This is a genomic window from Rhizobium terricola (assembly GCF_012927355.1).
Lineage (GTDB): Bacteria > Pseudomonadota > Alphaproteobacteria > Rhizobiales > Rhizobiaceae > Allorhizobium > Allorhizobium terricola.
The window spans coordinates 1-18,051 of record NZ_JABBGK010000001.1 but is presented as its reverse complement, the minus strand read 5'-3'; the positions used below and the strand labels follow the sequence as shown (position 1 = coordinate 18,051).

Below are 18,051 nucleotides of genomic sequence, written 5' to 3'. Positions count from 1 at the left end.
CCGATACGCTCCATCGAAAAGGAGAAAAGCCTGCATCGGCGGGATGCAGGCTTTTCAGGGCGGGGACTAGGGGCGAACGCGGCCGGACTGGTGAGGGGCTCGTCTGCCATTTCGTTGGCCACGGAGAGAAACCGGAAAAATCCCCGTGTTCCCCTTTACCCGTCGCGTCCGGTTGGCACGGCCGGCGTTCTGGCGGAAGAACGCGCACAGGGACGAGTGGTTCCCCCTCTTTCGTATTTTTTTACGAAATGACGAATTTCCATTTCCGGCATCGCAGCCATGCCCTGTCCGCACCGCAGTTTTCCTTGACGCCCGCGGCTGAATATGGCCTAAGGCCACGCAGCGGAAAGGATAGGATTGACGCGCAGTTCAGGCGTTTTCCCGTCGTCCGCCGATTGTTTTCCCTTTTTCGAGGATCCGGCGGGCCACCGCTCGATCACACCGCACGTCACCACGAGCAAGATTCCCATGAGCACTTCCGGCGTTCGCGTCCGCATCGCACCCTCCCCGACTGGCGAGCCCCATGTGGGCACCGCCTATATCGCGCTGTTCAACTACCTCTTCGCCAAGAAATTTGGTGGCGAGTTCATCCTGCGCATCGAGGATACCGACGCGACCCGCTCGACCGCCGAGTTCGAGCAGAAGGTTCTGGACGCGCTCAAATGGACCGGGCTGACCTGGTCGGAAGGTCCCGACGTCGGCGGCCCCTACGGTCCCTATCGCCAGTCCGAGCGCAAGGACATCTATCGCCCGTTCGTCGAGAAGATGGTCAAGGACGGCGGCGCCTTCCGCTGCTTCTGCACGCCCGAGCGGCTGGAGCAGATGCGCGAGGCCCAGCGCGCCGCCGGCAAGCCCCCGGGCTATGACGGCCTTTGCCTCAACCTGAAGGCCGAGGAAGTGACCGCCCGCGTTGAAGCCGGCGAGCCGCATGTCGTGCGCCTCAAGGTCCCGACCGAAGGCTCCTGCGATTTCCACGACGGCGTCTATGGCGACGTGTCCATCCCGTGGGAAAGCGTCGACATGCAGGTCCTGCTGAAGGCCGACGGCATGCCGACCTATCACATGGCGAACGTCGTCGACGATCACCTGATGAAGATCACCCACGTCGCCCGCGGCGAGGAATGGCTGGCGTCGGTGCCGAAGCACATCCTGATCTACCGTCATCTTGGCCTTGAGCCGCCGAAGTTTTTGCACCTGTCGTTGATGCGCAATCACGACAAGTCCAAGCTCTCCAAGCGCAAGAACCCGACCTCGATCTCTTACTACTCGGCCCTCGGCTACCTGCCGGAAGCGCTGATGAACTTCCTCGGCCTGTTCTTCATCCAGATCGCCGAAGGCGAGGAACTGCTGGACATGGCGGATCTGATCGAAAAGTTCGACCCCGACCACCTCAACAAGGCCGGCGCGATCTTCGACATCCAGAAGCTCGACTGGCTGAACGGCCGCTGGCTGCGCGAGAAGCTTTCGCCGGAAGACTTCATCGCCCGCGTGCTCGACTGGTCGATGGAAAACGACAGACTGGTCGAAGGCCTGAAGCTCGCCCAGAGCCGAGTCACCAAGCTCGGTGAACTGCCGCCGCTCGCCGGCTTCCTGCTGGCGAACGATGTCGGCCTGACGCCCGCTTCCTTCGGCGGCCTGAAGACCAGCCCGGCAGAAACCCTTGAAATCGTCACCACCGTCCAGGCAGATCTCGAAAAGATCCTCGAATGGAACGTCGCGACGATCGAGGAAGAGCTGCGCGCGATCTCCGACCGCATGGGCAAGAAGCTCCGCGTCGTCACCCCGCCGCTCTTCGTCGCCGTCTCCGGCAGCCAGCGCTCGCTGCCGCTGTTCGACAGCATGGCGCTGCTCGGCCGGTCGGTCGTGCGCCAGCGCCTGAAGGTCGCGATCCAGGTGCTGACCGCGATGGCGGGCGCGCAGAACTGATTTGATTGAGTGCCGCCTCAACGGGCGGTGCAGATAATACCCCCCTCTGCCCTGCCGGGCATCTCCCCCTCGAGGGGGGAGATTATCGAGTGGCCGGCCCAGTGCCTCAAACTCATGACATGTCGGCAGCACCGTCAGAGGGGAGCGAATAGCGTACCCCCATCCGATCTCCCCCCTTGAGGGGGAGATGCCCGGCAGGGCAGAGGGGGGTGACCGAAACGACGACAGCCGCCGAAGGCAAACACACGATGACCGAACAGAAGACCGAAACCGCCCTCTCCTCCGACCCGACCGAGGTCCGTCGCCAGAAGCTTGACCAGCTGCGCAAGACCGTCGGCGACGTCTATCCGGCCCATTTCCACCGCACGATGACCAATGCGGAATTCGCCGAGAAATATGCAGGGCTGGAGCCGGATCAGGAGTCGGACGATATCATCACGGTGGCCGGCCGCGTCTATTCTTCGCGCAATTCCGGCATGTTCATGGACATCCATGACGCCTCGGGCAAGATCCAGATCTTCAGCCACAAGGACATGACCCCTGAAGAAGCCCGCGCGCTGCTGCCGATGATCGACCTCGGCGACATCATCGGCGTCAAGGGCCAGGTGCGTCGCACCAAGCGCGGCGAGCTGACGATCAACGCGCATGAGATCATCATGCTCACCAAGACGCTGCTCCCGATGCCGGAGAAGTATCACGGTCTCGCCGACATCGAGCTTCGCTACCGCAAGCGCCATCTCGACCTCCTCACCAACGAGGACTCGAAGCTGCGCTTCCAGCAGCGCTCCAGGATCATCTCCGGCGTCCGCCGCTTCATGGAAGGCGACGGCTTCATGGAAGTCGAAACGCCGATGCTGCAGACTGTCTATGGCGGCGCGACCGCCGAGCCGTTCAAGACCCATCACAACACGCTGAAGATGGACATGTACCTGCGCATCGCGCCGGAACTGTTCCTCAAGCGCACGCTGGTCTCCGGCCTGTCCGACAAGGTGTTCGAGATCAACCGCAACTTCCGCAACGAAGGCGTCTCCACCCGGCACAATCCGGAATTCACCATGATGGAGTGCTACTGGGCTTATGCAGACTACGAGGACATCATGGACCTCGTCGAACGCATGTTCTCGGAACTAGCGATGAGCCTCCATGGCACGACCGAGGTGCCCTACGGCGACAAGGTTCTCTCCTTCAAGGGTCCGTTCCGCCGCATCTCCATGCCGGGCGCCGTCAAGGAGAAGACAGGTATCGACTTCCTCGCGATCAAGACCGACGAGGAGGCGCGCGCCGCCGCCCGCCATGCAGGCTTCGAAGTCGAGAAGGATGCGACCTGGGGCGAATGCCTCGCTTTCGTCTTCGAGGAAACGGTCGAGGGCGACCTGATCCAGCCGGCACACGTCATCCACTTCCCGAAGGACATTTCGCCCTTCGCCAAGGAAGTGCCGGGCGAACCGCGCCTCGTCGAGCGCTTCGAGACCTATGTCAACGGCTGGGAACTCGGCAACGCCTTCTCCGAACTCAACGACCCGGAAGAGCAGCGCGGCCGCATGGTCGAGCAGCTGACCCAGGCCCACGCCCGTGGCGAAAAGGAAAAGGCCCTCGACGAGGAATTCCTCGATGCGATGGACCAGGGCATGCCGCCGGCCGGTGGCCTCGGCATCGGCGTCGACCGTCTGGTCATGGTGCTGACCAACGCACCGTCGATCCGTGACGTCATCCTGTTTCCGGCCCGCCGCAACAAGGCCGACTGATCGATCTATTCCAGCAGGACATTTCTAGAAGGCGGTGCTTCGGCGCCGCCTTCTTTTTTGTCTTCCGCCCGACTCGGCCTTGCGCCTGGATTGTTCAACGTTCGGAAAAGTGCCATTCCAGCCGACCCTTCAACGGCGCCACGACCTGGCCGGAATTGTGCGAGGCCGAGCCGGCATTCGCGATTTCGGCGCTGCCGCCCCAGGCGCCGGGGCCACCGGCAGGCTGGTCATGAATGGCGATGAACCGATCGCCCTCGACCAGCTTTACAGCGCGTTCGTCGGTGAAGGCGCCGGCGCCTAGCGAAACCCCGACCGCCAGCGAGGCCGGCAGGCGCAGGCTGATCGTGTTCGCCACCGTATCGAGCGTCATCTCGATGCCGCAGACGGCGTCGGTGAACGCTGCGTCCGTCGCGGGCAGCTCGCGGCTCCCGTTCCGCGTGAACCTGTACGCCCTGGCCGGCTCCGGCGGCGGAATATAGACGCCGGTCAGGACATCCTTCACCACCAAGGTGCCCTTGGCGCAGGTTCCGGACCTGTCTCCGGCAAAATTCCGGTAACGCCCGGGCTGCTGTCCGGTCATCTGCTGGAAGACATTGGCACCACCGCCGCCGGCCGCCGCGAACTCCATCATCGTCCGCGCCAGACAGGCCTGATCATCCCCGCACGCCTCGATCTTGCCTTTCAGGCCGTCCATCTCCGGAGAAAGCACGGGACCGTCCCGCTTCGCCGCGACGATCGGCAGCCCGTCATTGCCCACGTCGACGAGCTCGAACTCGACGGCCATCGACCGTCTGGCCTCGATTGCCGCCCACTCGACGCCATTCGGCAGATCGACACGGTTGGTGCCGGAAAGCTCCAGCGTCACGCTGAGCATGCCGCGCTGGCTGCCCTCGAACGGGTCTTCCGCCCAGGCGACTGTTGTTGTGGTCAGGAACAGGCTTGCAAAAACAATGGCGACGCGCACGGCAACTTCCCTCGTTCAATCGCTGGCATCCTGTGATAGCGACCCGCGATTTTTGCGCCAATGCCCGGAGGGAACCTAAAAGCTATGAGAAACGGTCGAGAGTTATGCGCAACTGCCGGCTTTCGCCGGCTGCGCGAAGACAATCGGAAAATCGCCTGAAAATGAGGGACGCGGCGGCGTCAGGCCGCCCGCGTCATCCCTTCGCCGACGGTCAGTGGCCGGCCTCTGCCTTCTGCTCGCCCTCGGGCTTGTCACTCGCCTTCGGCGGCAGGATGAGGCTGTCTTCGGCCGGGATTTCCCCGGCGGAAGCACCGTCATGTCCTTCGGCCGCGTGGGCATCGGCAGCCGGCGCCGCGGCAGCCGCACCGTCGTGACCGCTTTCGAGCGGCTTCTCGCGCAGCTTCTTCAACCAGGCAGCACCGGCGGCGCTAGCCTTGGTGCCCTCCTGGGCCGGAGCGGGTGCGGCAGCGTGCCCTTCGGCGGAAGCGTCCGCTTCGGTCGCAGCATGCCCCTCGGCCTCGGCCGGAGCGGCCTCCTGTGCGACGGGCGTCGCATCATGCGCATCCGGTGCCGGATGATCGTCCGCCGAGACGGGAGCGGCCTGGTGTGCGACCGGCGCCGCCTTATGGTCCTCTGGCGCCGCATGAACTTCGGCCTTGGCGGGCGCGGCCTCATGATCGGCCGTTGCGGCCGCGAGCGGAGACTTGGCCGCCGGATCTTCTTCGGCCCCGAGTACCATACCCTTCAGCGAGGAGAACCAGCCGCCCTGTGCAGCTTCCGCAGCGGCAGGTTCGTGCGTTTCGGCCTTGACGGCTTCATGCGCTATAGCGTCGGCCGTCGGCGCTTCCGGTGCATGAGCAGCCTCTGCCGCCGGCTCGGACGCTTCGCCATGACCTTCGGAAGGAGCCGCCGCATGGTCATCCGCCGGCTGTTCGCCTGCCGGCACCTCGCCATGGCCCTCGGCCGGCGCAGCACCAGGCTCCTCGGCAGGAGCCGCTGCATCATGACCGGCATCCGGGGCGTGCCCCTCGGCTGCCGCCGGAGCTTCCTCGCTACCGAACACCATGCCCGTCAGCGACGCAAACCAGCCCTTGCTCTCGGCCGCGCCGTGATCGGCAGCCGCTTCACCTTCGCCATGGCCTTCAGCGGCGGTCGGGTCGCCGTGCCCTTCGGCGGGTGCAGCCTCGCCATGGGCGTCGGCCGGGGCTTCCGCACCGTGTTCGCCGGCCGGAGCCGCCTCGCCATGGCCACTGGCGTCTCCGTGACCCTTGGCTTCTCCATGCCCCTTTGCTTCCCCGTGGCCGGCCGGGGCGCCATGGCCCTCCGGCACAACAACCTCGGGCTTGATGCAATCCGTCTTGTCGTCGAGGCGCGCGACGAGATTTGCGATGTCTGCGTCCTGCAGCACGATCTTCTCGCCGTAGAACAGCCCTTCCGCATTGGCCGGCTTGTCGACATAGCGTGCGGTGAGCTTCGTTCCGTTCGCCTCTTCGGGAACGCGGCTCGGATCGGGAACGAAGATGACGTCGGCGCCGATGGCGCGGCCGCGCATGGCGGAGCGGTCCTTCGGCCCGCTCTTGTCGAGCACGACGACCTGGACCAGATCCGGCTTTTCGGCCTCGTAGACGGCCCCCGCGACGCGCAGTGCCGTCCTGACGCGCGCCAGGCCATCGCCCGGCTCATCGGTCGTTATGTACTTGCGGACCCAGAACCGGTCCTTCTTCTTGATCTTGGTGACCTGCACCTCGGTGCAGGAGAGACCGTTCAACTCGGCAAAGGACGGTCCGAGGATCTTGTCGGCGCCGATGAACACGGCCGCCGCTCCGGTCGCACCGCACAACACGAGCACACCGCCGAAGGCAAGCACGATCTTACGCGACAGATGGATCTTGCTCAAAAGACCCTTCACGCCAACAACTCCGCCATGCTCACGCCCCGCAGTTTTACGCAATACTGGAGCCGATACTTGTCATATCGTTCTTGAGGAAGGTTTAATCCACTCGCAACAATCCGATCCACCATCGGCGTCCGACGACAAAAAAGCCCTCGGCGAACAATCTTTTTGCGAATGGTTCGCAAAAAGATTGACAAGTGTGATTTCCGCTTTAGCTTTTAATGAGAATTATTCGCAAGAAGTCCTTTTGGAGCCATCCATGCTGATGCGTATTGCAGGCGTCCTGACCGCCGCGCTGGTGTTTTTGCCCTTTCCGCTCGCAGCGGCAGAGAAACCGAAGGTCATCACCACCTTCACCGTGATCGCCGATATTGCGGCCAACGTTGCCGGCGACCGCGCCGAGGTCAACAGCATCACCAAACCCGGCGCCGAGATCCATAACTACCAGCCGACGCCGCGCGACATCCTGAAGGCAAGCGATGCCGACCTCGTCCTGTGGAACGGCCTCAACCTGGAACGCTGGTTCGAAAAGTTCCTCGCCAATCTGGGTTCGGTGCCGAGCGCGGTCATCAGCGACGGGGTTCAGCCGATCAGCATCTCCGGGGGCGGCTATGACGGCAAGCCCAACCCGCATGCGTGGATGTCGCCCGACAACGCGCTCATCTATGTCGAGAACATCCGCAAGGCCCTGACCGACATCGATCCGGAAAACGCCGAGGCCTATGCAGCGAATGCCAAGGCCTATTCCGACAAGATCCGCGCCGAGATCGAGCCCATGAAGGCACAGATTGCGGCACTCCCCGCCGAGAAACGCTGGCTCGTCACCAGCGAAGGCGCCTTTTCCTATCTCGCTCGCGATCTCGGGCTGAAGGAGCTGTTCCTCTGGCCGGTCAATGCCGATGCCCAGGGCACGCCCCAGCAGGTGCGCGCGGTCATCGACGCCATGCGTGAGCACCAGGTCCACGTGATCTTTTCCGAGAGCACCGTGTCCGACAAACCGGCCCGGCAGGTCGCCGAGGAAACCGGCGCGGCCTATGGCGGTGTGCTCTATGTCGACAGCCTGAGCGAGGCGGATGGTCCCGTGCCGACTTATCTGGAGCTTCTGAAGACGACGGTTTCGACCGTCGCGCAAGGACTGGCAAAATGATCATGGGCTCTTCCGGAAAACCGAAGACAGACGGGCTTTCCGCCCGCGACGTGACGGTTACCTATCGCAACGGCCTGACGGCGCTGCGCCATGCCAGCTTCGCCATCCCGAAGGGAACCATTACTGCGCTGGTCGGCGTAAACGGCGCCGGCAAGTCGACCCTCTTCAAGGCGATCATGGGCTTCGTGCCCCTCGCAGACGGCGAGATCTCGGTGCTTGGCATGAGTGTTCATCAGGCGCTGCGACAGAACCTGATCGCCTACGTGCCTCAGGCCGAGGAGGTCGACTGGAACTTCCCCGTCCTGGTCGAGGACGTGGTGATGATGGGCCGCTACGGGCACATGAACTTCCTGCGCATCCCGACGCGCCGCGACCATGAAAAGGTCGAGGAGGCGCTTGCCCGCGTCGGCATGCGCGACTACCGAAAGCGCCAGATCGGCGAACTCTCCGGCGGCCAGCGCAAGCGCGTCTTCCTCGCCCGAGCGCTCGCCCAGGAAGGTCAGGTCATCCTGCTCGACGAACCCTTCACCGGGGTCGACGTGACGACCGAGGAACAGATCATCTCGCTGATGAAAGATCTGCGCGACGAGGGTCGCGTCATGCTGGTCTCGACCCACAATCTCGGCAGCGTGCCGGATTTCTGCGACCGCACGATTTTCGTCAAGGGAACGGTGATCGCCTCGGGCCCGACGGAAGACACCTTCACGGAGGAAAACCTGAAGACCGCCTTCGGCGGCGCGCTGCGCCATTTCGTTCTAGGCGGCGCAGACCTGCACGACGATGCCGACGCCCGCCAGCTCAAGGTCATCACCGACGACGAGCGCCCCTTCGTCATCTACTGCAAGCCGCAACCGGAAAAGGCCGATGATCAGTCTCCTGCTTGAGCCCTTTACCTACGACTACATGCGCAACGCCATCCTGGTGAGCGCCCTTGTCGGCGGCGTTTGCGGCTTCCTGTCATCCTACCTGATGCTGAAGGGCTGGTCGCTGATCGGCGACGCGCTCTCGCATGCGATCGTCCCCGGCGTCGCCGGCGCCTACATGATCGGCCTGCCCTTCGCGTTCGGCGCCTTCATCTCCGGTGGACTGGCCGCCGGGGCCATGCTCTTCCTCAATCAGCGCACCCGGCTCAAGGAAGACGCCATCATCGGGCTCATCTTCACGTCCTTCTTCGGTCTCGGCCTTTTCATGGTTTCGCTGTCTCCGGTCTCGGTCAACATCCAGACCATCGTGCTCGGCAACATCCTCGCGATCACGCCCGCAGACACCCTGCAGCTGGTCATCATCGGCGGCGTCAGCCTCGTCGTGCTGACGGCCAAGTGGAAGGATTTCATGGTCGCCTTCTTCGACGAGAACCATGCCCGCTCGATCGGTCTCAGACCCGATCTCCTGAAGGTGATCTTCTTCACCCTGCTCGCCGGCTCGACCGTGGCCGCCCTCCAGACCGTCGGCGCCTTTCTCGTCGTCGCCATGGTGGTAACGCCCGGCGCCACCGCGTATCTGCTCACCGACCGCTTCCAGCGCCTGATCGTCATGGCCTTCCTGATCGGTGCGGCAACGAGCTTCGTCGGCGCCTATCTGAGCTATTTCCTCGACGGCGCGACCGGCGGCGTGATCGTCGTGCTGCAGACCGCCCTCTTCCTCGCCGCTTTCGTCTTCGCACCGAAGCACGGGATACTGGCGGCTCGTCGCCGCGCGGCCGCAGCCCTGGAGGCAGCCCCGTGAGCGAGACGATCGAACTCCTGTTACTCCCCTTCCAGCTGCCTTTCATGCAGTCCGCTTTCGCGGTCACGCTGATGATCGCCGTGCCGATGGCGCTGCTATCCTGCTTCCTCGTGCTGAAAGGCTGGTCGCTGATGGGCGACGCGGTCTCCCATGCCGTGCTGCCGGGCGTCGTCGTCGCCTACATGCTCGGCCTGCCGCTCGCCGTCGGCGCCTTCGTCGCCGGCATGATCTGTGCTCTGGCGACCGGCTACGTGAAGGAAAACAGCCGCATCAAGGAAGACACGGTGCTCGGCATCGTCTTTTCCGGCATGTTCGGTCTCGGCCTCGTGCTCTATGTGAAGGTCCAGGCGGACGTTCATCTCGACCATATCCTGTTCGGCGACATGCTCGGCATCCTGCCGCTCGACCTGCTCGAGACCGGGCTGATCGCGCTTGCGGCCACCGCCTTTCTCATCGTCCTGCGCAAGGATCTGCTTGCCCATGCCTTCGATCCTCAGCACGCCCGCGCCATCGGCCTTCCGGTCCGCCTGCTGCACTACGGCCAGCTCGCCGTGTTGTCGCTGACGGTGGTCGGTGCGCTCAAGGCGGTCGGCATCATTCTCTCGGTCGCGATGCTGGTGGCGCCAGGCTCGATCGCCTTCCTGATCACCCGGCGGTTCCAGACCATGCTCCTGACCGCCGTCGGCGTCGCAGTGACCGCGACGGTCGCCGGCATCTATCTGAGCTTCCTGATCGACAGCGCTCCGGCCCCGACCATCGTGCTTTTGATGACCGGCATGTTCGTCCTTGCCTTCCTGCGCACCGTTGTGAAATCCCGCCGGACCAGTGACACGTCCGCACCCGCCACCGGCAGCTGAAATGGACTTGCCTTAAGTCAATTCACAATCGTGGCGCTTCCTGTAGGGTCGCGTTCAGGAATTGGCGATGAGGAGCAGGACGTGACCGCACTGAAACTTCTGGCGAACCCGAACCGCCACCTGTTTTTCACCGGCAAGGGCGGTGTCGGCAAGACCTCGATCAGTTGCGCTACCGCGATCGCGCTCGCCGACAAGGGACTGTCGGTTCTTCTGGTCAGTACCGACCCGGCCTCCAATCTCGACGAAATGCTCGGCGTGCCGCTCGGCAGTGATCCGAAGCCGATCCCGGGCGTCTCGGGCCTCTTTGCCATGAACATCGATCCGGAGACCGCGGCGGAAGACTATCGTCGGCGCGTGCTCGACCAGATGGACCCGTCAGCCACCGACAAGGAGAAGGCGACGGTCCGCGAACAGTTGTCCGGCGCCTGCACGACGGAGATCGCCGCCTTCGACGAGTTCGTCGGACTGCTTGCGGACGAAAATCCGCAATTCGACCATATCATCTTCGACACCGCACCGACCGGCCACACCTTGCGCCTGCTCAGCCTGCCAGAGGCCTGGACCGGCTTCCTGGAGGCCAACGAACGCGGCGCCTCCTGCCTCGGACCGCATTCCGGACTGAAGATGCAGGAAGAGCGTTTCCGCGAGGCGTTGGAATGCCTGGGCGACCCGGCCCGCACAACCATCGTGCTGGTGACCCGCGCCGAACGTGGCGCGATCCGCGAAGCCGCCCGCACCGCCGGCGAACTGAAAGAACTCCGCCTCTCCAACCAGATGCTGGTGGTCAACGGCCGCTTCACGCCGTCCGACACCTCGGATCGGGTCGCGGCCGCCTTTGCCGCCGAACAGACGCTGGCGCTCGCCGCACTCCCCGCCGAGCTTGCCAGCCTCCCGCGCGACGAGGTGGCGCTGCAGCCCTTCGACATGGTCGGCCTCGAGCCATTGCGCGCCCTTCTTGCACCGTCCACGACCGCGGCGGAAACGGTCGTGGACGCCGATCCTGCCATCCCGGACCTGCCGCATCTTTCGGCGCTCGTCGATGATGTCGAGGCCGGCGGCAAGGGCCTCGTCATGGTGATGGGCAAGGGCGGCGTCGGCAAGACGACCATCGCAGCCGCCGTTGCGGTCGGGCTCGCCTCCCGCGGCCACTCGGTCCACCTGACCACCACCGATCCGGCGGCCCACCTGTCCTTCGTTGTCGGGTCGGAGGCCATGCCGGGCCTGACCGTCGACCGCATCGATCCCGAAGCCGAGACTGCCCGCTATATCGAAAAGATCATGACGACCAAGGGCCGCGATCTCGATGAGGACGGCAAGGCTTTGCTGCGCGAGGACCTCGCCTCGCCCTGCACCGAGGAGGTCGCCGTCTTCCACGCCTTTTCTCGCGTGGTCGGCGAGGCGCGAAGCAGCTTCGTCGTCATCGACACGGCCCCGACCGGCCACACGCTGCTGTTGCTCGATGCGACCGGCGCCTACCACCGCCAGATGACCCGCCACCTCGATGAAAGCGCACCGGGCCGGATGGTCACGCCACTTATTCGCCTGCAGGATCCGGCCTATACGCGCGTCGTGCTCGTGACCCTGCCGGAGACGACACCGGTCTCCGAAGCCGGCGCCCTTCAGGACGATCTTCGCCGGGCCGGTATCGAGCCCTATGGCTGGGTGATCAACAAGTCGATGGCGATCACCGGCACCACCGATCCGCTTCTCGCCGCCCGCATCAGGGGCGAGGCGATCCAGATCGAACGTGTGAAACATGATTTCGCCAGCCGGGTCTACGGGCTGGATTTTCGTGCCATTGCCCCGGTCGGCCTCGACGAACTGCGCGCCATCGCCACCCGCAGTTAGGCAAACCTGCCCCCGCCGGCGACATCGCCGGGCGGGGCCGCAGGTTCAGAAGCGGATATCCAGCCGTCCCCTGAGCTGCTGCTGCCAGTCGCCGGCACCGGCCTGGCCGGCATAGGAAAGCCCGACAGTCGCGTTTTCCCGAATGGCGAAGGAAAGACCCGCCTCCATCACCGCGACGTCGGAAGCGATCGGAACGCCCTCGACCGTGAAACTGTCGCTTCCGGCAAAGGCATGACGAACGCTCGCCGTCCCGTCGCCGAAATCATGACGCCAGCCGAGCATGCCCTGGAACATGGCCGCGGCCCCACCGATCTCCACGGCCCTTTCGCCGCGCAGGCCGAGCGTGCCGTAAGTCGTCGCATAGCTACTCGCCCCGCCCGAAAGCGCGGATACGCCGCCGCTCTCGGAATAACCGTCGCTCTGCAGATGGACATAGGCCAGTCCGGCAAACGGCGAGATCCGCCCGAAGCCGGTTTCGACGTCGTAGCTTGCCTCTCCAAACAACTGTGCGGTCGCGGCGTCATAGCCCGCCTCGTTGACGTCGGCCAGGCTGCCGAAATCGACGGTCCGCTCGGTATTCAACCGATGCCAAGTATAGGCTGCGCCGAAACGAAGATCGACCGGACCGAAGGCACGGCCACCGTAGGCGCCCAGCGTGTTGTTGTCCGATGTCCCGGAGGAGGAGCGCGAATCGACGTCGAAGGCGGTGCGGCTGTAGCTTGCGGCAAGGCCGATGCGCCAGTCGTCGGCGAAGATCCCGTCGACACCGCCGGCAAAGCCGCCCGTCGCATAGGCCAGCGAACCGGCATTTCCATCGCTCTCCGAACGTGCCCACGCACCATAAGCGGAGGTCCAGAAGCCGTAGCCCTGGTGATCGCCGTCAAGCAGTCGTGCATTGAAGGCATCGCGGACGAAATGGCTGTCGTCGACCAGCATCGCTTTGGCCGAGGCATGAACATCGCCGGCAAGATCGTCGAAAGCGCCAGGTACAGCGGCAGCTCCCAGTCCGGAGACGGCATTGTAGAGCGCATCCGACGTCGAAAGTGTCTCCAGTGCACCAGCGACGGCAAACTGGTTGTCCGTTTCGGCAAAGCTCGTAAAGCTCACGCCGTTGCGCAGAAGCGTCAGATAGACGTCATTTGCACCGTAGCTCAAGGTCGCATCGAGGAAGGCGAAACTATCGGTCAGGGTTCCGAACGTACCGGTGACCCCGCCTGCCGCGGTCAAGATGGTGTAGACGGTACCGGACGTGTAGGACGTCCCGTCGTCGATGCCGTTGACCGGTCCGACGCTGACGCTTGCGCCGCTGTCGATCGTGGCGGTGCCGGATGCATTGATCAGGTCGCTCGCGCCCGCATCGTTGACTTCCACCGAATAGACCGACCCGGCGGCGAAGGTGATATTCGCCACATTAATCGTGCCGATGGAATTGCCCGGCGCGACCGTACCGCCGCTCGCGACGGCGACATTGCCGAGCGTGCCGTTGCCGCCCAACGTCGCACCGCTCAGGACGTCGGCGACGACGGAAAGGGTCGACGTGTTGACCGAGACATAACCGCCAGCGATCGACAGCGCTCCGGTGAAATCCGTGTAGTCGCCGGTCAGGTTGGTCGTGCCGGACAGGAAGGAGAGCGTCCCGTCTCCTTCGACATCGGCGCCGAAGACATAGTCGCTGGCTGTATGATTGAAGACGATCTCGCCGGTGCCGTCACCGAAGATCACTGTTGATGTGTCGATCGCGCCGGCCGTCGCCGCGCTGCTTGCTGCGACCGCGCCGATGTTCAGGACACCACTTGATGTGGCTTCGTCTGCGATGACGATGCTGCCCGCCGAGATCGTTGCACCATTGGCCACCGTCAGGCTGCCGTCACCCTCGTTGCCGATTGAGAGCCGATCGGCGATCGTCAGGCTGGAGCCGGCACCGGATACGAGCACTGTTCCGTCGGATCCGACCTCATTACCGATGTTCAGGCGATTGCCGACCACGGATCCCCCGGCCAGAACCGATAGATAGCCGGTACCGAAGCGTCCGACATTAAGGTCGCCGGAGTAGAGGACCATCGGATCGACGATCGCCGACCACGTGGACCCTGTCCCGGTCACAGTCATGGTGCCGATCGAGCCGCTGAGGTCCCCCAGGATCCCCTGCAGCGCGCTGATCGAACCGCCGGCGGAAATCGTGACCGTGCCTTCGGAACCGGTATTGTGACCGGCTATGAACGCGTCGCTCATTTCCCACGACGATCCCGCACCGGTCACTGTCGCCTCGCTGTCGGAACCGTTCTCGGTACCCACATAGCCGAGTGTGCTCGTCACGACGCCGCCGTCTGCGATGGTGAGGAATCCGTCGCCGAGATTGCCGACATAGAGCGTGTCGGTGTTGTCCCAGCGGCTGCCGGAACCGGTGACCGTGGCCGTTCCGCTCGCCGACGCATTCCAGCCGAGGATGGCTCCGTCCGAATCGACCGTGCCGCCGTTGCGGATGGTCAACTCACCCTCACCATCGTAACCGACACCAATGCGATCGACGATGTCGAGCGTCGCGTCGTCGACAATGATCGACCCGTGTCCCGTGCCGGAGCTGCCGAGATAGGCGGCCCCAACATCGACATCGCCGCCGTCGAGGATCTCCAGCGTGCCCTCCCCGATCGTGCCAAGAAGGAGATCGCCAAGGACATTCCATCGGCTCGCGGTTCCGCTGGCACTTCCGCTCACCGTGACAAAGCTGCCCGAAGCAGCCGCAGAGTTGGCCACCGCTGCACTGCCGGCCTCGACATAACCACCATTGGTGATCTCGAGAGTGCCGAGGCTGCCGCCACCGACGAGAAGATGATTGGTCGTGGTCCAGGTCGAACCGACCCCGTCGACAACAGCGTTGCCGTGGGTGTTGGTACCGTTGGAAATCACGCTGTTGGCGCTGGTGACATCCGAGCCGGAAAGAACGTTCAGATAACCGGTCGCCCCGGATACGCCATCGCCGCCGAAACCGACATAGAGATAGCCGGAAGAGATGAGCTGGGAATTGTTCTCCAGCCTGACCGTACCGGTCGAGGTGGGTCCGCTGCCGATGTAAAGCGCACCCGTGTTGACGGAAGCGCCGCCGAGAATGCTGATCAAACCCTCACCGGCATTACCGACGTAGATGTCACCGGAATTGATCCATGCATTTCCCGCGCCGTTGATGGTCAGCGTCCCGCTCGAGCCCGTGCTCCAACCGAACGTCGCGGTGGTCGAATTGAGATCGTCGTTGACGGTAAGGTCCCCGGTCGAACCCAGGCCGATCAGAAGATTGCCCACATTTCCGGCGGCGTTGTCGAGAACGACCCCGGTCTTGTCGATCCGTCCCTCGTCAGCGGCAGTGGGAGTATGGTTATACCACTCCCAGTTGCCGTCATTGAACCAGTCAGAGCTGACCGCCCCAGTCCAATTCACAGTGTCGGCACGTGCCACTCCCGAGATCCCGGCGGCCACACACAGGGCCAGAACACTGGTCGAAGATAGCCGGCGCAGGCGGGCATGACGGGCGGACTTCACAGGCAAACCTCCCCGAAGAGTCAATCCGCGGGGAAAGAGAATATCCGCCTAAATCAACAACTTCGAATATATAAACAGAATCTTACAACTCTTTCTGGACAGCGCCTCGCACCGGGTCAACGAAGCCGTGAGTGAAAACTAAACTATGACCTAAATTGGCCGTAAGGGATTTCGGCGATGCGCCGGTTTCACTTGTCGGTGGGAGCAGTTGCTGAGTTTCGCCGTGCCAGCACATTCTCGCGCCATACTGTAAAAAGCCCCGCACCCACGACGATGACCGCGCCGATCACCATGTTGGCCTTCAGCGTCTCCCCGAAGACGACGACGGCGATGCCGGAAGCGAGAACGAGCTGCAGGTAGGTGATCGGCTGGACCGCGACGGCGTGGAGATTGTCATAGGCCTTGATCAGCAGGAAATGGCCGGCGATCCCCGTGCAACAGAGGAGGATCATCCACTTCCAGTCGGAGGGCGCAAGCGGCGTCCAGAAGAACGGTCCGGCGATCGAAAGCGCGATGGCACCGACGATCCCGATATAGAAGAAGCTGGTCATGGGGCCGTCGGCCCGGCTCACCAGCCGGGTCAGCAATCCGTAGATCGCACCGATCACCGCCGTCGCGATGGGCAGGATGACATAGGGGCTGAAATCACCGCCGCTGGGAGACAGGATCAGCAGCACGCCGCAGAGGCCGACGCCGATCGCCGTCCACCGGCGCCAACCGACCTTCTCGCCGAGGATAGGCACCGAGAGCAGTGCGACGATCAGCGGACCGGAGGCGAAGATCGCCTGGGACTGGGCAAGACCGACCAGGGCGAAGGCCGAAATGGCGATCGGGATCTGGGTGGCGAGCAGCATGCCGCGCGCGATCTGCAACAGCGGACGCTGCGTTGCAGCCGCCGCCTTCAGCCCGCCGCGCGCCCGCATGGCCAGGAGGATCGCGAAGGCCGCGAAGGCCCAGTAACGGAACATCGCCACCAGCACCGGCGGATAGGCCATGCCGAGATGTTTCGAAACCGCGTCCTGCACCGAGAAGATGATGAAGGCGAGGATGGCGAAGGCATAGCCGAGCGGCGTGGATTTCATGAAACCGGCAGACCGTGGAAGAGAGCGGAGAAGCGCCCTGCTCCGGGCACAAAGACACGAATCGATCGTATACGTCTCTTGTCATTTGCAAAGTCGGAACTTTGCACATCTGCCGTGCGGCGGGCGGGAGGATTGAAACCTCCGCACCGACCTGTCCGGCAGTGCGGGCGCCGCTTGCCCTTCCGCCCCCGGCCATGCTCTAACCGGCCATGGCTTTCACGCTTCGCCAATTGCAGTATTTCGTCGCCGTCGCCGAACAGGGATCGGTCACGCGCGCCGCACAGAACCTGTCGATCTCGCAGTCCTCGGTGACCGAAGCGATCAAGGAACTAGAGGGCGATCTCGGCGTCGAACTTTTCGACCGCCACCCGCGCGGCCTGTCGATCACTCACAACGGCCACCAGTTTCTTCGCCATGCGACGAAGATCCTGGCGACCGTTTCCGACGCCCGCAACGCCTTCTCCGAAACCCAGGAGAACACCGGCGGCACCCTCAATATCGGCGTCACCTCGCTGGTCGCCGGCTACGTCCTGTCCGATCTGCTCGCCCGCTACCGCCGCGCCTGCCCGGGCGTCGAGGTCTCGGCCATCGAGGATAATGGCTCCTATCTCGAACACCTCTTGATCGGCGGCGAGCTCGATGTCGCGGTCATGGTCATTTCCAACCTGCGCGACCGCCTGGCGCTGCAGGCAGAGATCCTTGAAACCTCTCCCTATCGCCTGTGGCTGCCCATGGGTCACCCGCTGGTCTCCGCAGACATCATCTCGGTCGCCGACATTGCCCGCGAACCGCTGATCATGCTGACGGTCGACGAAATCGAGGAGAACACCGGCAAGCTGCTCTCGGCACTCGGCGCCCGCCCCCATGTCGCCTTTCGAACCCGCTCGGTGGAAGCGGTCCGCAGTCTCGTGGCAACCGGTGCCGGGGTCGCCCTTCTCCCGGATCTGGTCTACCGCCCGTGGTCGCTGGAAGGCGACCGCATCGAAAGCCGCGACGTCTCCGGCGCCCTCCCCGTCGTTCAGGTCGGCATGGTCTGGCGCAAGGGCTCGAGCCTGCCGCAATCCGCCCGCGACTTCGTCGGCATCGCCGAGGCGCTGAGGAGCGGCCGGGGACGGTAGTTCAGGAAAGATTGGAGTTTGCCCCTCACCCTGACCCTCTCCCCGCTTACGGAGAGAGGGGACGGCCGCGGCAGTGCCACTTGTCCCTTGTAACTTCCCAAATGGCGCATTCGGCTATGTAATGCCGGTTGCGGTGGCGGATGGGAGACCGAATTCCCTTTGGGACAGCAAGCCCGTGGGAGAGCAAGGGTCTCCGTCCGCCGTTCCATCG

General features: G+C 63.9%; 12 protein-coding genes. 8 read left to right on the top strand and 4 right to left on the bottom strand.

Going from position 1 to position 18,051, the window contains the following annotated elements:
* Positions 1-468: 468 nt before the first annotated feature.
* The gene (gltX, locus tag HHL25_RS00060; protein ID WP_169586055.1) at positions 469-1,926 is read left to right on the top strand and encodes a glutamate--tRNA ligase; all 1,458 of its coding nucleotides are present in this window, start codon (positions 469-471) and stop codon (positions 1,924-1,926) included.
* A gap of 248 nt (positions 1,927-2,174) precedes the next feature.
* Positions 2,175-3,671: a lysine--tRNA ligase gene (lysS, locus tag HHL25_RS00055; RefSeq protein WP_169586049.1), complete on the top strand. Its 1,497-nt coding sequence runs from the start codon at positions 2,175-2,177 to the stop codon at positions 3,669-3,671.
* Between the two features lie 94 nt (positions 3,672-3,765).
* On the opposite strand, the gene HHL25_RS00050 is transcribed toward lysS, so the two are convergent.
* Both HHL25_RS00050 and HHL25_RS23415 read right to left on the bottom strand, forming a co-directional pair.
* Positions 3,766-4,635 (bottom strand): hypothetical protein, encoded by an 870-nt coding sequence (locus HHL25_RS00050; RefSeq protein WP_169586047.1) that lies wholly within the window; start codon positions 4,633-4,635, stop codon positions 3,766-3,768.
* A 211-nt stretch (positions 4,636-4,846) separates the two neighbouring features.
* Positions 4,847-6,544: a hypothetical protein gene (locus tag HHL25_RS23415; RefSeq protein ID WP_205927690.1), complete on the bottom strand. Its 1,698-nt coding sequence runs from the start codon at positions 6,542-6,544 to the stop codon at positions 4,847-4,849.
* Between the two features lie 244 nt (positions 6,545-6,788).
* Between HHL25_RS23415 and HHL25_RS00040 the strand changes: the two genes are divergently transcribed.
* The 5 genes from HHL25_RS00040 (at position 6,789) to arsA (ending at position 12,106) form a co-directional block, all read left to right on the top strand.
* Positions 6,789-7,676 (top strand): metal ABC transporter substrate-binding protein, encoded by an 888-nt coding sequence (locus HHL25_RS00040; protein WP_315852990.1) that lies wholly within the window; start codon positions 6,789-6,791, stop codon positions 7,674-7,676.
* Entirely contained in the window at positions 7,673-8,560 is an 888-nt protein-coding gene (locus HHL25_RS00035; RefSeq protein WP_205927689.1) for a manganese/iron ABC transporter ATP-binding protein, read from the top strand. Before HHL25_RS00040 ends, HHL25_RS00035 begins: the two co-directional genes overlap by 4 nt.
* On the top strand, positions 8,541-9,401 hold the full coding sequence (locus HHL25_RS00030; RefSeq protein WP_169586045.1) for a metal ABC transporter permease: 861 nt from the start codon (positions 8,541-8,543) through the stop codon (positions 9,399-9,401). Before HHL25_RS00035 ends, HHL25_RS00030 begins: the two co-directional genes overlap by 20 nt.
* Positions 9,398-10,258, top strand: coding sequence for a metal ABC transporter permease (locus HHL25_RS00025; RefSeq protein ID WP_169586043.1), 861 nt, complete (start codon positions 9,398-9,400; stop codon positions 10,256-10,258). Before HHL25_RS00030 ends, HHL25_RS00025 begins: the two co-directional genes overlap by 4 nt.
* Before the next feature lie 81 nt (positions 10,259-10,339).
* Positions 10,340-12,106, top strand: coding sequence for an arsenical pump-driving ATPase (gene arsA / locus HHL25_RS00020; protein WP_315852989.1), 1,767 nt, complete (start codon positions 10,340-10,342; stop codon positions 12,104-12,106).
* A 45-nt stretch (positions 12,107-12,151) separates the two neighbouring features.
* On the opposite strand, the gene HHL25_RS00015 is transcribed toward arsA, so the two are convergent.
* Both HHL25_RS00015 and HHL25_RS00010 read right to left on the bottom strand, forming a co-directional pair.
* A complete protein-coding gene (locus tag HHL25_RS00015) occupies positions 12,152-15,556 on the bottom strand; it encodes an autotransporter domain-containing protein (protein ID WP_169586041.1) in 3,405 nt (1,134 codons plus the stop codon).
* A 272-nt stretch (positions 15,557-15,828) separates the two neighbouring features.
* Positions 15,829-16,722, bottom strand: a complete 894-nt coding sequence (locus tag HHL25_RS00010; protein ID WP_169586033.1) for a DMT family transporter — start codon at positions 16,720-16,722, stop codon at positions 15,829-15,831.
* Positions 16,723-16,931: 209 nt separating this feature from the next.
* Between HHL25_RS00010 and HHL25_RS00005 the strand changes: the two genes are divergently transcribed.
* Entirely contained in the window at positions 16,932-17,840 is a 909-nt protein-coding gene (locus tag HHL25_RS00005; RefSeq protein ID WP_169586032.1) for a LysR family transcriptional regulator, read from the top strand.
* Positions 17,841-18,051: the final 211 nt, after the last annotated feature.